At 74.1% G+C, this 13,905-nt stretch carries 8 protein-coding genes; 6 read left to right on the top strand and 2 right to left on the bottom strand.

Features of this window, described 5'->3' with window-relative positions:
- Positions 1-9 precede the first annotated feature (9 nt).
- A complete protein-coding gene (locus B7P34_RS01975) occupies positions 10-2,004 on the top strand; it encodes an alpha/beta hydrolase family protein (RefSeq protein ID WP_106674101.1) in 1,995 nt (664 codons plus the stop codon).
- A gap of 86 nt (positions 2,005-2,090) precedes the next feature.
- On the opposite strand, the gene B7P34_RS39245 is transcribed toward B7P34_RS01975, so the two are convergent.
- Positions 2,091-5,063, bottom strand: coding sequence for a type I polyketide synthase (locus B7P34_RS39245; protein ID WP_106674003.1), 2,973 nt, complete (start codon positions 5,061-5,063; stop codon positions 2,091-2,093).
- Positions 5,064-5,193: 130 nt separating this feature from the next.
- On the opposite strand from B7P34_RS39245, the gene B7P34_RS01965 reads away from it, so the two are divergent.
- From B7P34_RS01965 to B7P34_RS01950, 4 genes are all read left to right on the top strand, one after another.
- Entirely contained in the window at positions 5,194-8,346 is a 3,153-nt protein-coding gene (locus tag B7P34_RS01965) for a non-ribosomal peptide synthetase (protein WP_106674002.1), read from the top strand.
- A complete protein-coding gene (locus B7P34_RS01960) occupies positions 8,343-9,515 on the top strand; it encodes a cytochrome P450 (protein WP_106674001.1) in 1,173 nt (390 codons plus the stop codon). The genes B7P34_RS01965 and B7P34_RS01960 overlap by 4 nt, the downstream gene beginning before the upstream one ends.
- Before the next feature lie 92 nt (positions 9,516-9,607).
- Positions 9,608-11,014: a RidA family protein gene (locus B7P34_RS01955; RefSeq protein WP_106674000.1), complete on the top strand. Its 1,407-nt coding sequence runs from the start codon at positions 9,608-9,610 to the stop codon at positions 11,012-11,014.
- Positions 11,011-12,021 carry an alpha/beta hydrolase gene (locus tag B7P34_RS01950; RefSeq protein ID WP_106673999.1) on the top strand — a complete coding sequence of 337 codons (1,011 nt, stop codon included), beginning with the start codon at positions 11,011-11,013 and terminating at the stop codon, positions 12,019-12,021. The genes B7P34_RS01955 and B7P34_RS01950 overlap by 4 nt, the downstream gene beginning before the upstream one ends.
- A gap of 89 nt (positions 12,022-12,110) precedes the next feature.
- On the opposite strand, the gene B7P34_RS01945 is transcribed toward B7P34_RS01950, so the two are convergent.
- Positions 12,111-13,367, bottom strand: a complete 1,257-nt coding sequence (locus tag B7P34_RS01945) for a helix-turn-helix domain-containing protein (protein WP_106673998.1) — start codon at positions 13,365-13,367, stop codon at positions 12,111-12,113.
- 333 nt (positions 13,368-13,700) lie between these two features.
- Here B7P34_RS01945 and B7P34_RS01940 point away from each other — a divergent pair, with 333 nt between their 5' ends.
- Entirely contained in the window at positions 13,701-13,901 is a 201-nt protein-coding gene (locus B7P34_RS01940) for a hypothetical protein (RefSeq protein WP_106673997.1), read from the top strand.
- Positions 13,902-13,905 lie beyond the last annotated feature (4 nt).

Below are 13,905 nucleotides of genomic sequence, written 5' to 3'. Positions count from 1 at the left end.
ACCTCGGACATGACGGAGACACAGGTGCGCACGTCGCCTTACGGAACCTGGACTTCACCGATCGGCGCCACCGCGGCGGCCGCCGGGCAGAAAAAAGTGGAGTGGGCCGCTTTCGTCGGCGAGGAGGTGTGGTGGACGGAGTGGCGCCCCAGCGAATCCGGGCGCGTGGCGCTGGTACGACGGGCCCCCGACGGCTCGGTCGCCGATGCACTGGAGCCCCGCTGGAACGTGCGCACCCGGGTCATCGAGTACGGGGGACGGCCGTGGCTGCCGCTCGGCACGGACCCCGCCGCCGGGTTCGTGTTCACCCACTGGGACGACCAGCGGGTGTACCGGGCAGTGCCCGGAGGCACTCCGGAGCCGATCAGCCCGGAGCCCGGGCTGCCCGGCGGTGTGCACTACGGCGACTTCTGCCTCGTCGGGGACGAGGTCTGGTGCCTGCGCGAAGTGGCGCTCACCCCGGACCGCGCCAAGGTCCGCCGGGACCTGGTCGCGCTGCCGCTGAACGGCAGCGCGGTCGCGGACCCGGACGCCGTGCGGGTCCTGGCCGCGAGCCACCACCTGATGACCGGCCCCAAGGTCTCCCCGGACGGGCGGTACGCGTGCTGGCTGGGCTGGGACCACCCGCGGATGCCGTGGGACGGCACGGAGCTGATGTGCGCGCCGATCGGTCCGGACGGCACGCCGGGCCCCGCCCGGGTCCTGGCCGGCGGGCCGGGCGTCGCCGTCAGCCAGGCGGAGTGGGCCCCGGACCGGCCCGGTGTGCTGTACGTGCTGAGCGACACCACCGGCTGGTGGAACCTTCACGAGCTCGGCCTGGACGGCTCCGCCCGCCCGCTGTGCCCCCGGGAGGAGGAGTTCGGCGACGCGCTGTGGCGCATCGGCGCGCAGTGGTTCCTTCCGGTGGGCGGCGGCCGGATGTTCGTCACGCACGGGGTGGGCGCGCGGCGGCTCGCGTTGCTGGAGGCGGACGGCTCGCTGCGCGAGCTGGACGGCGGCGAGGACCTCACGGAGTGGGCGGCGCTGACCACCGACGGCCGCCGCGTGGTGGCCACGGCCGCCGGCCCCCGCAGCAGCAGCGCGCTGCTGCTGCTCGATCCCGGCAGCGACGCGGCGGCGCCCGAGGTGCTGCGCGGAGCGGACACCGCGTACGCGGACCATCTGCCCCCGGGATACCACGAGGTGTTCCGGGGCCCTCAGGGCGAGGAAGTGCACGCCTACGTGTACCCGCCGTACAACCCCGGCTTCACCGCGCCGGACGGGGAACTCCCCCCGTACGTGGTACAGGCGCACGGCGGTCCCACCACCCGCAGCCAGCTGGTGGCGGACTTCTCCACCGCCTTCTTCACCAGCCGGGGCATCGGCGTGGTGGACGTCCAGTACGGCGGGTCCACCGGCTTCGGCCAGGCCTACCGCGAACGGCTGCGGGAGGCCTGGGGCGTGGTCGACGTACGCGACTGCGCGACCGCGATCCGCGGCCTGGCCGCGCAGGGGAAGGCCGATCCCGACCGCATCGGCATCCGCGGCGGCAGCGCCGGGGGCTGGACCGCCGCGGCGTCGCTGGCCGCCGAACCGGAGCTGTACCGGGTCGCCGGGATCTACTTCCCCCTCCTGGATCCGGAGGAGTGGCGGGAGCGGGGCACGCACGACTTCGAGTCGCGCTACCTGGAGAGCCTCATCGGGCCGTGGCCCCGGGCGGCCGCGCGCTACGCGCAGGTGTCGCCGCTGCGGCAGGCCGGCCGGGTGCGCGCACCGTTCGTCCTGATGCAGGGCCTTGAGGACACCGTCTGCCCCCCGGTCCAGGCCGAGAGCTTTCTGGAGCGGATGCGGGAGAACGGGGTGCCGCACGCGTATCTCGCGTTCGAGGGCGAGCAGCACGGCTTCCGTCAGGCGGAGACCGTCGTCTCCTGCCTGCACGCCGAACTCTCCGCCTATGCGCAGGTGTTCGGATTCGAGGCGCCGGGCGTGCCCCGGACCGACCTCTCGGTGGCGCGGCGCCCCTGACGGCCGGCCGCCCCGTACGCCGAAGCCGTCCCCGGGATCATCCCGGGGACGGCTTCGGCGTTCCGGAGCGCGGGCGGTCGCGCGGGTCAGCCGGCCTCGGCCGCGCCGGGGGCCGCGGCCCGGGCGGCGAGGGCGGTGACGACCTCCGTCTGGCGGCCGAGCGTCCGGGCGAGGAGCAGATCGCGGATCGGGACCCGGATGCCGAGCTCCGCGCCGAGCCGGCGCGCGAGGCGGGTGACGAGCAGGGAGTCCCCGCCCAGCGCGAAGAAGTCGGCGTCCGCGGCGAACTCCCCGTGGCCGAGCAGCTCCGCCCACAGGCCCGCGACCTTCGCGGGTACGTCGAGCGGGGCCGGGGAGGCGGGCTGCCCGCCGGGGGCGGCGGATTCCGGCAGCGCGGCCGCCGGGTCCGCTTCGACGACGCGGCGGGCGGCGTCCTGGCGCAGGACGGCCTCGGGCGCGATACGGCGCGGCCCGGCGAAGGGGTATCCGGGCAGGCGGACGGGGCGGCCCCGGTCGCAGACGCGTGCGGTGTCGAGCGGCTGGCCCATGGTCCAGAGCGTGCCCAGCGCGGTGAGGACGTCCTCGGGCCGCGCGGCACGGCCGGCGGCCAGGGGAACGGCCGTCAGGTCCGCGGCCTCCGCCAGCGCCGACAGCGTCCGGCCGGGACCGGCCTCCACGACCACCGCGCGGGGCAGGTGCCGGGCGACCGAGTCGAGGGCCCGGGCGAAGTACACCGTGTCGCGGGCCGCGGCGGCGAAGGAGTCAGGTCGGACCTCGGTGCCGGGCAGGACGAGCCGTCCGTCGTCGGTCGCCCAGGGCAGCGCCGGCGGGTGCACGGTGGTCCGGGAAAGCTCCGCGGCGAGGAGGGGGACGGCCGGCTCGATGAGGGACGAGTGGAAGGCCCGTTCGGTGCGCAGCCGGTGCGTGGCGACGCGCCCCGTGAGCCGGGCGTCGAATTCCTCGACCGCTTCGCGGGTGCCGGCCACCACCGTGGCGTCCGTGGAGTTGACGGCCGCGATCTCCAGCGGGAGGCCGCATGCGGCCAGCAGCTCAAGGGCGGTGTCCTCGTCGCAGCCGAGGGAGAGCATGGCGCCCTCCGGGCAGTCCTGCATGGCTCGGCCGCGCAAGGTCACGAACCGGGCGGCGTCGGGTAGTTCCAGGACGCCCGCGACGCAGGCCGCGGTGATCTCGCCGAGGCTGTGGCCGATCACGGCCCCGGGAACGAGCCCGAGACCGCGCAGTGCGGCGGCGACCGCGTACCCGACCGCGAAGAGGGCGGGCTGAGCCAGCCGGGTCTGCGCGAGGCCGTCCTTGGGGAACCCCGGGTCGTGCAAGGGCCGTTCGAGCTCGCCGGCCAGGCCGGGCTCGAACGCGCCGAGGCAGTCGGAGAGTGCCTCGGCGAAGCCGGGCAGGGCCCGGGCGAAGGGCAGGGCCATGCCCGGGTACTGCGATCCCTGGCCGGGGAAGGCCAGGACGAGAGGAGCCGGTCCGGCCTCGGGGCCGCGTCCGCGCACCGCGGCGGCACCGGTGGCGAGGCGCTCGGCGAGTTCGGCCGTGGTGCGGCCCACGACGGCGAGGCGCTCGGGCAGGGCGGCGCGACCGGTGGCGAGGGTGCGGGTCACGTCGGCCGGGGCGGGGGAGTGGGCGGCGAGGTGGCGGCCGAGGCGCTCGGCGGAGCGCGTGAGGGCCTCGCCGTCGGCGGCGGAGAGCAGGGCGAGGTGTCCGGCCTCATGCTCGCTCTGCTCCTCGGACCGGGGGGTGGGCGCGGGCGGGGCCTCGACGAGAACGTGCGCGTTGGTGCCGCCCACGCCGAAGGAGCTGACCCCGGCCCGCCTCGGCTCGGGGCCGGACCACGGCGCGGCGTCAGCAGGCACGTACAGCGGCGAGTCCTCCGTGTCCAGAAGGGGGTTCAGCCGGGTGAATCCGGCGACCGGCGGGACGACGCCCTCGCGGACCACGAACAGTGCCTTGATCAGCCCGGCCAGCCCCGCAGCGTTGTCCATGTGGCCGGTGTTCGCCTTGAGCGCCCCCACGGCGACCTGGCCCGGGGCGGCGCCCGCCGCGCGCAGGGCCGAGGAGGCGGCGGACCACTCGATGGGGTCGCCGACGCGGGTGCCGGTCCCGTGCGTCTCCAGGTAGCCGATGCTCGCGCCGTCGACGTCCGCGGCCTCCAGGGCGGCCCGGATGACGGCCTCCTGCCCGCCGACGGACGGGGCGTAGTACCCCGCCTTGGCTGAACCGTCGTTGTTGACCGCCGTACCGAGGACGACCCCGTAGGGCTCCACGCCGTCCGCGAGCGCGTCCTCCAGCCGGCGCAGGACGACGCAGGCCACTCCGGAGCCCGCCACCACGCCGTCGGCGTGTTCGTCGAACGGCCGGCAGGCCCCGGAGGCGCTGTGGATGCCGCCGGGCACGTGCAGATGGCCGGCCTGGGGGTAGGCGACGCCGGCGCCCACGACGAGGGCCTGGTCGCATTCGCCGTTCAGCAGCGCCTGGACGGCCGTGTGGACGGCGACCAGTGAGGAGGAGCAGGCCGTCTGGACGGCGATGGCGGGCCCCGTCAGGTTGAGCTTGTAGGAGATGAGGCTCGCCATGAAGTCCGGCTCGTTGCCGTGGACGGCGTCCTCCAGGGTCATGGGGTCGAGCCCGCCGCCGGCCACCATGGCGCGGAGATAGCCGCTGCCGCTGGCGGAGGCGTAGACGCCGGTGGTGAGCGCGGTGTCGAGGGGGCTGCGTCCGGCGTCCTCCAGGGCCGCCCACGCGCACTCCAGCATCAGCCGGTGCTGCGGGTCCATCATCTCGGCCTCGCGCGGGCTCACCCGGAACAGGGTGTTGTCGAAGCGGTCGGCGTCGGCCAGGTGGCCGTGCACCGGCACGAAGTCCGGGTCGTCCAGCAGGGCCCGGGACACCCCGGACGCTCTCAGCCGCTGCATGTCGTACCGCGTGGTGAGGACCCGTCCCTCCACGAGGGCCTCCCACCAGTCGGCCAGGTCGGACGACCCGGGGAACCGGCCGCAGACTCCGGTCACGGCTATGTCGAGGGAACGGTCGCGCGTCATGTACCCACCTTCGGTCAGTTTCGCCGGCGCAGATCAACAAGATTGCCAGATCGGGCAACTTGCTGGCAATCTTGTTGCCACCGGCTTATCCGGCAGTTGGGCAACCCGGAACTGAGGGGAGAGGGACGGCTTGCAACCAGACCCGAAGTGGGCTGCTGGCCCACGGAACACCGCACCCGGCGGGGGACTCCACGAGGCGTTCGCCCGCAGGGCGGCGGAACGCCCCGAGTCCGTCGCCCTCGTCGAAGGAGACCGCACCACCACGTACGCGGAGCTCGACACCACGGCCGACGCCTGGGCCGCGGGGCTGGCCGCCGCGGGCGTCGCGCCCGGCTCTCTGGTGCCCGTACTGCTGCCCAGGAGCACGGAACTGGTCACCGCGCTCCTCGCGGTCCTGAAGACCGGTGCGGCCTACGCGCTGCTCGATCCCGACTGGCCGCAGAACCGGCTCCGGGACGTACTGCGCGACCTCGAACCGCCCCTCCTGATCGCCCCGGGCACCCGTGCGGCACCGGAAGGACTCACGCTTCCCGTATGGTCGCCGCCCTCCGCAAGGACCACTGCTCCGGCCGGCTTCTCGCCCGCGGCGGTCGACGCCGGTGATCCGTGCTGCGTCTTCTTCACCTCCGGGACCACGGGCCGGCCCAAGGGCGTGCTCAGCCCGCACCGGGCGACCGCACGCCTCTTCCAGCCGGGCTCCTTCGCCGAGTTCACCACCCGGACGGTGATGCCACTGGCCGCCGCCACCCCTTGGGACGCCTTCTCCCTCGAACTGTGGTCGGTACTGCTCAACGGCGGCACCTCGCTGATCGTGAGCGACCCCTACCTCTCACCCGTGGCCCTGGGCGACGCCGTGTCCCGCCACCGCGCGGACACCGTCTGGCTCACCAGCAGCCTCTTCAACATGATCGTGGACGAGGCCCCGGAAGCCTTCCGCGGGCTGCGGCAGGTCGCGATCGGCGGGGAACGGCTCTCGGCCGGCCACGTCCGCCGGTTCCTGGGCCGGCACCCCGGCATCGTGCTCCTCAACGGCTACGGGCCGGTCGAGTCCACCGTCTTCGCCACCACTCACCGCATCACCGCGGCCGATTGCGACCTCCCCGGCGGCATCCCTCTCGGGCGTCCGGTCCCCGGCACGCAGGTCCACGTCCTGGACGGGACCCGGCCGTGCGCTGTGGACGAGACCGGGGAGATCTGCCTCGCGGGCGACGGGCTGGCGCTCGGATACCTCGGCGACGCCGCCCTCACGGCGCAGAAGTTCACCCGTGTCAGCATCGACGGGCGGGAGGTGCGCGTCTACCGGACCGGCGACCTCGGCCGCTGGGACCGGGACGGGCTGCTGCATTACCAGGGCCGGTCCGACCGGCAGTTGAAGATCCGCGGCCACCGCGTCGAGTCGGCGGAGGTCGAGCGCCAGGTGGAGCGGCTGCTGCCCGCCGTGCGCCACTGCCGGGTGCTGGCCCGCGGCGACGCCGCCCGCGGCGAACGCGAACTGGTCGCCTTCTGCGTGCCCGTGCGGCCGCGGGACCCGCTGGACGGCGCGCTCGCCGTGCTGCACGAGGCTCTGGTCGCCTACCAGCGGCCCGCTTCGGTGGTGAGCGTCGACGCCTTCCCCGTCACCGCGCAGGGCAAGCTGGACGAACGCGCACTGCTGACGCTGGCCGGCACAGCTGCTCCCGGGAGCGCCCGGGGTGCGGCGGCGCACCCGGTGCCGCCCGGCATCAGGCCCGCCGAGCTCCGGGACCAGGTCGTGCGCGCCGTCGCGGAGTCCTTCGCCGCCGTCCTGGAACTCGACGCCGTTCCCCTCGACGTGTCCTTCGTCCGGCTGGGCGGGACCTCGCTCGGCGCGGGCCGGGTGTGCGCGCGGCTGGCGGCCGGCCTGTCCCGGCCGGTCCCGGTCTCCTGGCTGTACCAAGACCCGACCGTCCGCGGCCTCGCCCGCCGGCTGGCCGCCGCGCCGGCTCCGGCCGACGACGCCGCGGCTCCGGCCGGCCACGCGGCCTCCGCCGGCACGCCGCTGTCACCCATGCAGCTGCTGTACCTCACCCCGCAGCTGCTGGACCCCGCGGACCGCACGGGGCACTGCCTGCTGGCATGGGCGGTCGAGGGCGACCTGGACCGGGACGCGCTGGAGGCGGCCGTCGCCGAGGTGCACCGCCGGCACGAGCCCCTGCGTGCGGCCTACGTGCTCGACCCGCGGCCCGCCGCCCAGCTCGTGGACATCCCCCCGCCCCCGCTGGAGGTGCTGCCCGCCCGGGAGTCCGTCGCCGCCGCCGCCCGCGCGGCCCGCGCCGAACTCGCCGGGGAACTGGCTCCGGACGTCGGGGACGTGTGGCGCACCGTCCTGGTCCCCGTCACCGGCGGAACACCCGGGACGAGCACCGCGGTCTTCGGTTGCGCGGTGCACCACGTCGCCTTCGACGGCTGGTCGGAAGGAGTCCTCGCCGAGGACCTGAGCGCCGCCTACCGTACGGCGGTGGCCCGCGGCACCGCCGAGCTGAGCCCCCGCCCGACACTGGCGGAGGTGCACCGGGAGCGCGAGGCACGCCGGCGGGAGGCCGCGCCCGAGACCCATCACGCCTTCCTGCGGAACGAGTTGTCCGGCGTACCGGAGATGCGGTGGCCGAGCGGACCGGAGCCACGGGAGGCGGGGGCGCCGGGCCTGGTCGAGGCGGTGCTGGGAGCCGAGGCGGTCGCCAGGGCCGACGCCGCAGCCGCCGCGGCGGGGGTCACCCGCTTCGTCGTCCTGCTCTCCCTGTGGGCCGCGAGCCTCTCGGAAGCGACCGGGCAGCGGGACTTCGCCGTCGGCGTTCCCGTCGCCCAGCGCGACGGCGCGGGGCTGGAGCGCGCCGTCGGATGCCACATCAACATGCTGTGCCTGCGACTGCGCGGGGCCGCTCTGGACGGCGACGGAGCCGCCCTCGAACGGGTCGCCGAGACCGCCGCCCGCTCCTTCGCCGCCCAGGACGTGCCGTTCCCGGACGTCGTGTCGCTGGTGGACCCGCCGAGGAACGGCCGGCCCCCGCTCTACCAGACCCTCTTCGCCTGCCAGGACAACACCCCGGCGCGGCTCGGACTCGTGGGTGCGAACACCACCCTGCTGCGGCAGCCCTACCTGGACCTGCCCCTCGAACTGCACACCGAGCTGTGGCCCGCGGACGACGGCGGGCTGCTCGTACACATCGCCTTCCGGCCCGACGCCGTCGCGGAGAGCACCGCGCGGGAGGTCGCCAAGCGCTTCGCGGAGCGTGTGCGCACCCTTTACCCAGGAGTCACGCCATGACAACGACCGCCGTTTCCCCCGCCGGGCTGACCGACCCCGGCCTGCACGCCCACGGTGACCCGCACGCGGTGTGGCGGTGGATGCGCGCTCACGACCCGGTGCACCGTCACCAGGAGGCGGAGCTGCCCGCGTTCTGGTCGCTGACCCGCCACGAGGACATCCGGTCCGTGTACCGGGACGCGGCCGGCTTCAGCTCGGCGCGCGGTGTGCTGCTGCGCTCCGGCGACGACCCCGGCGGCGGCATGACGCTCGCGCTGAGCGACGCGCCGAGGCACAGGCAGCTGCGCGGCCTGATGGCGGACTGGTTCCACACGCGCGCCGTGCGCGGCCTGGAGGGCTACGTCCGGGCGGCGACGCGCAGCGTGCTCGGCCGTGCCCTGGAGCTCGGTGAGTGCGACTTCGCGCACGACGTGGCAGGACGGCTGTCGCTGTCGGTGATCTGCCACATCCTGGGCATACCCGAGCGCGACCACGAGGACCTGTACCGGTGGACGAACGAGGCGTTCGAGGCACACCGGTCGCTGGTCTCGCACCCGTTGCTCGTGGAGTACTTCATGGAGCTGCTGTACCAGCGGATGGAAGAGCCCACCGACGACCTGGTCAGCTCCCTCGTCAACGGCACGGTGGACGGCGAGCTGCTGACCGAGGAGGAGGCGGTCTTCAACTGCGAGAACCTCATCGGGGCCACCGAGAACGGGCGGCTGGCCCTGATCGGCGGCATGCAGGCCTTCCTGGAGCACCCGGACCAGTGGCAGCGGCTGGCCGACGACCGGAGCCTGATGCCCGGCGCCGTCGAGGAGGTCCTGCGCTGGACCTCCAGCGCGACGCACAGCATGCGCGTCGCCACCCGCCCCCACGAGATCCGGGGCGCGCGCATCGAGGCCGGGGACCGCGTCGTGCTGTGGCTGCCCTCGGGCAACCGCGACGAGGAGGTCTTCACCGACCCTTACCGGTTCGACGTCTCCCGCAGCCCCAACCGGCACATCGCCCTGGCCACCGGGGAGCACGTCTGCATCGGTGGCACGCTGGCGAGGGCCGAGATGCGCGTCCTGTTCACGGAACTGCTGGACGGAGTGGGCCGGATCGAGCAGAGCGGCCCCGTCCGGCGGCTGCGGTCCATCGAGGTCAACGGCCCGGAGAGCCTGCCGGTCCGCCTCACCGCGAAGTGACGGCCGCCCTGGGCGCCGAACCCTCCCTCCACTCCCGAACTCCCTCCCTCCCGTCCCACACCCACATCGCGAACCCGTCCAGGAGTGAAGACATGACGGACAAGAAGGTGCTGCTGCTCGGCGGACACCTCGAAACGCCGGCCGTCCTGCGCGGCCTCGGCGCCGACGTCACCCACGTACACGCCGCCGCCGGCGCCGGCGAGGCACCGGCGGACCTGCCCACCAGTGCCCGCGGCATCCCCGTGACGGACCCGGCCGACCCCCGGTCGGTGACGGCCGGACTGCGACGGTACGGAATCGCCGTCACGGAGTTCGACCTCGTCTGCACGCCGGACGAGGACCTGCTGGCCACCGCGGCGGTGCTGGACGGAGGCCGCGGCGGTGCGGCACCCGCCGACGCGCTGCTGCCCGGCGAGGCGGACCTGCGGGAGAAGCAGCTGACCGGAGCGGGCATCCCGGTCGCCGGGCCGTGGCCGCAGGCCGGACACGCGCACGCGCCGGAGGACCACGCCCTGCGGATCGACGGCGTGGTCCGTGACGGGGACGTGCTGTTCGTCTCCGTCGGCCGCCGCCTGCCGCAGGACGTCCGAGAGCAAGACATCCCGCCGGGGCACGACACGGTCGTGGCGACCCAGCTGCTGCACCCCGGTGCGCACGAGGAACTGTACGACCGTGCCCGTGAGCTGGCGGGGCGGTCCGCCGCGGCGCTCGGGCACCGGGACGGAGTCTTCCGTCTTGAGGCCCTCGGCGAACAGGGCCGGCTCGCCGTCGCCTCGTACGCCACCGGCGTCCCCACCGGAGCCCTCGCCTCCGCGATCCGGCTGCAGCACGGGGTGGACCTGGAGCAGGAGTGGGCGCGGTCCGTGCTCGGACTGGGGCCGGCGGCGGCGTCCGCACCGGCGGCGGCGTGCTTCGGCGTCCTGTCCCTCGCCGGTGCGACCGGCGTGGACGACGAGCACGCCGTCACGGCCGTCGTGGAGGGCCCCGACGAACAGCGTCTGGCCGGACGTCTGCTCCGGCTGGCCCGGGGTCTCTCCGCGCGCACGGGCGGTGGGCCGGAGGCGGCGCGGGCCGGGAGCGGACAAGACCGGGGCCTCGTGCATCTGTCCCACCCCGCCGGGGTGGCCCCCAGCTCCGGCTACACCCATGTCGTCACCGGAACGGGACGGGTGGCCGCGATCGCCGGCCAGATGCCCTTCGACGCGGCCGGAGAGCTGGTCGGACCCGGCGACCCCACGGCTCAGGCCCGGCAGGTCTTCACCAACATGGAACGCTGCCTCGCCGCCGCCGGAGCCACGTTCGACGACGTCATCAAGCTCACGTACTTCGTGACCGACATCGCCTTCGTTCCCCGGATCCTGTCAGCGCGGGACGAGTTCATCGACACCGAGCGCCCGCCGGCGAGCACGGTGGTCCAGATCGTGGCGCTCTACCGCCCCGACCTGCTGCTCGAAGTGGACGCCCTCGCCCTGCTGCCCGTCGTGCAAGGAGCATCATGACCATCCCCACTTCCCTCTCCCCTCATCAGGCGGGCCTCCAGGCGCCGCCGCCCCCGTTCGACGCCGAGCTGGCCGGGCCCGTACGCGAGATCCTCGGCGGACTCCCGATGCCCCTGACCCCTGAGCTGATCCCCGACCGGCGGCGTCGCTCCGCATCGGGCCGGCTGAGCGACGAGGAGATCCGCCGCGGCGGGGCGTTCGAGATCGAGGAGCGGACGGTGCCCGGCCCGGCCGGAGCCCCCGCGATCACGCTTCTGATCTGCCGGCCTGTGTCGGCCGCCCGGCCCGTGCCGGTCATCTACCACACGCACGGCGGTGGCATGGTTGCCGGCAGCCACCGCAGTACCGAGCTGATCGGCGAGCTGGACCGGGCCCAGGACCTGGGGGCGGCCGTGGTCGCCGTCGAGTACCGGCTGGCGCCGGAGCACCCGGACCCGGCACCGGTGGAGGACTGTTACGCCGGGCTGTGCTGGCTGGCGGAGCACGCCGGCGGCCTCGGCCTCGACCCGGGCCGCGTCTTCCTCAGCGGCAACAGCGCCGGCGGTGCGCTCGCCGCGGGACTCGCGCTGCTGGCCAGGGACCGCTCCGGTCCCCGTCCGGTCGGTCAGGTACTGCAGTTCCCGATGCTCGACGACCGCTGCGGCACCTTCTCGGCCGGGCAGATGGCGCGCGTGGGGCTCTGGGACGGCGAGTCGAACCTGGCGGGGTGGACGGCCCTGCTGGGCGAACGGCGCGGCACACCGGACGTCTCCTGCTATGCGGCTCCGGGCCGGGCCGAGGACCTCTCCGGGCTCCCGCCCGCCTTCATCGAGGTCGGCTCCGTGGAGGCGCTGCGCGACGAGGGGATCGCCTACGCCTCGCGCATCTGGGAGGCCGCCGGCGAGGCCGAACTCCACGTGTGGTCGGGGGCCTTCCACAGCTTCGACGAATGGGTTCCGGACGCCGTGGTGTCGCGCGCCGCGCATCGGACGCGGGTGGCCTGGATGCGCCGGGTACTGGCCGGGTGAGCACACCGGACGGACGCGCGCTCCGGGGGCCCGGCACGTGCCGGGCCCCCGGAGCGCTTGCACACGATGGGACGGAGCCGGCGGCTCCGTCAGCGCCGGTCGGCGGTGCCCGCCTGCGCGGCGTTCTCCAGCGTCTCGGCCAGGACCCGCCAGATCTCGGCGGCCAGGTCCATGTTCGACGCGCGGCGGGCCTCCTCGCCCAGCTGCTTGAGCCGGGCGCGCCCCTCCTGCTCGTGCCCCTCCACGATCAGCAGCAGGCTGTCGAGCGTCTGCAAGCGGATGCGGTCGCGGTAGGTCAGCACCAAATTGTCGAAGTCCAGCTGGTCGTGTGCCGCGCGGGCATCCGCGTACCGGCCCTCCTCGAACGCGAGGTGTGCCTGGAGGACCAGCAGTTCCTGCTGCTGGACGGGCGTGCCGATGAGCAAGAGCGCCGTCTCGGCCTGCGCGAGGCATATCCGGGCCTCCTCGGTGAGGGCGGGCCTGGACTGCAGGTAGAGGGAGGCCGCGGCGAGCCGCAGCCGCGCCCACAGGATGGGGTCGGCCCGGCTGTCGAGCGCCTGCATCGCCTGCCCCAGGTACTCGTGCACCGCCTCGTCGTCCCCCTGCCGGGAGCAGACGGTGGCCGCTGACCAGAGCGCTTCAGCGCGCAGCGCGTCCGGCCCGCCTTCCACGAGCGCGACGAGCTCCAGGGAATGCGCCCGGGCGTCCGCCAGACGGCCGGCCTCCGCCTCGGCCGAAACGAGCGCCAGCAGGGCGGTCCCGGTGTCGGAGACGGAGAGCCCGGAGTCCTTGGCCGTGTGGTAGGCGCTCTCGGCGAGCTCGAGTGCGCGGGCGACCTGGCCCACGGAGCGAAGAGAGCGGGCGAGCTGGGTCCTGGACCTGCACTGCAGCGCGGGGAGCCCGAGCCCGTCGGCCACCTCGGCCAGCTTCTCCAGGCACGCCAGTTCCTCGGTGCGCTCGCCCTTGCTGTGCCAGAACCTGGCGATCAGCCACAGGGCCTGCCAGCGCAGCTGGGGGTCCTCCTCGTCGGCGGTCGCGACGGTGTCGATGAGGTCTTCGACGGGCTCGTCGTCGGCACAGGAGGCGGCGATGCTGAGCGTCCGCGCCAGCGCACTGCCACCTCCGGTGGGAGTGCCGGCCGCGGGCAGTGCGTCGAACGCCATGCGGTCCACGCCCAGTTGCCCGGCGAGATACGTGATCACCCGCTCGGTGGGCTGCCGCGCGCCTGATTCAAGGCGCGACAGGTATCCCGTGGAGATCTCCTTGCCGGCCAGTGAGGCCTGGGAGAGTCCCCGTTCCAGCCTCAAAGCCTTGAGGCGCGCGCCGAAAGATGACTCGTCTGTCATGTGGAGCCCTGCAATCAATACTCGGATACAACCTGATCGCGTTCCCCCCGCAAGATCGCATTGACCGCCATCGTAGCCTCCCCACCGATTCGTTGGCAAGCAACTTGCCGGAGGGGTGCCTCGCGTAACTCACACACGGCTCACGGTTCTCATGACTGACCGATGGAACGGTTGGCAACCTTTGGCAAATCCCTTGCCATCCGGAGTCGGACGGTCTAGGTTGATCACGTTCGAGCCGCTTCGAGCAGTTATCGAGCGGATATCTACAACTGTCCGATCCTTTGTCATAGGATCTTCCATTCGGAGCCGAACATGCGTGCACGCGTACTTGCCATGTCCGCCGCTACCCTGCTCACCCTCGCCGTGGCCGCCACCTCAACCCCCGACCCCGGCATCGACTGGCCGGCGACGTCCGCCTCCCGGATCGCCGGCGACGGTGAGAGGGGCATCGACTGGCCGCTTTCCCCCGCGCCCGCCACCGCCTCCGCCGCCGGCATCCGCGACGGCGGGACCGGTGCCGTCGACTGGTCCTGAGACA

Source organism: Streptosporangium nondiastaticum (assembly GCF_003011965.1).
Lineage (GTDB): Bacteria > Actinomycetota > Actinomycetes > Streptomycetales > Streptomycetaceae > Streptomyces > Streptomyces nondiastaticus.
The sequence above is the reverse complement of the archived record's forward strand: the minus strand, read 5'-3'. Positions and strand labels throughout refer to the sequence as shown.

Coding starts and splice junctions, on each gene's coding strand:
- B7P34_RS01950 (WP_106673999.1), top strand. CDS start 11,011: ATGACCATCCCCACTTCCCTCTCCCCTCATCAGGCGGGCCTCCAGGCG.
- B7P34_RS01945 (WP_106673998.1), bottom strand. CDS start 13,367: ATGACAGACGAGTCATCTTTCGGCGCGCGCCTCAAGGCTTTGAGGCTG.
- B7P34_RS01940 (WP_106673997.1), top strand. CDS start 13,701: ATGTCCGCCGCTACCCTGCTCACCCTCGCCGTGGCCGCCACCTCAACC.
- B7P34_RS01960 (WP_106674001.1), top strand. CDS start 8,343: ATGACAACGACCGCCGTTTCCCCCGCCGGGCTGACCGACCCCGGCCTG.
- B7P34_RS39245 (WP_106674003.1), bottom strand. CDS start 5,063: ATGACGCGCGACCGTTCCCTCGACATAGCCGTGACCGGAGTCTGCGGC.
- B7P34_RS01955 (WP_106674000.1), top strand. CDS start 9,608: ATGACGGACAAGAAGGTGCTGCTGCTCGGCGGACACCTCGAAACGCCG.
- B7P34_RS01975 (WP_106674101.1), top strand. CDS start 10: ATGACGGAGACACAGGTGCGCACGTCGCCTTACGGAACCTGGACTTCA.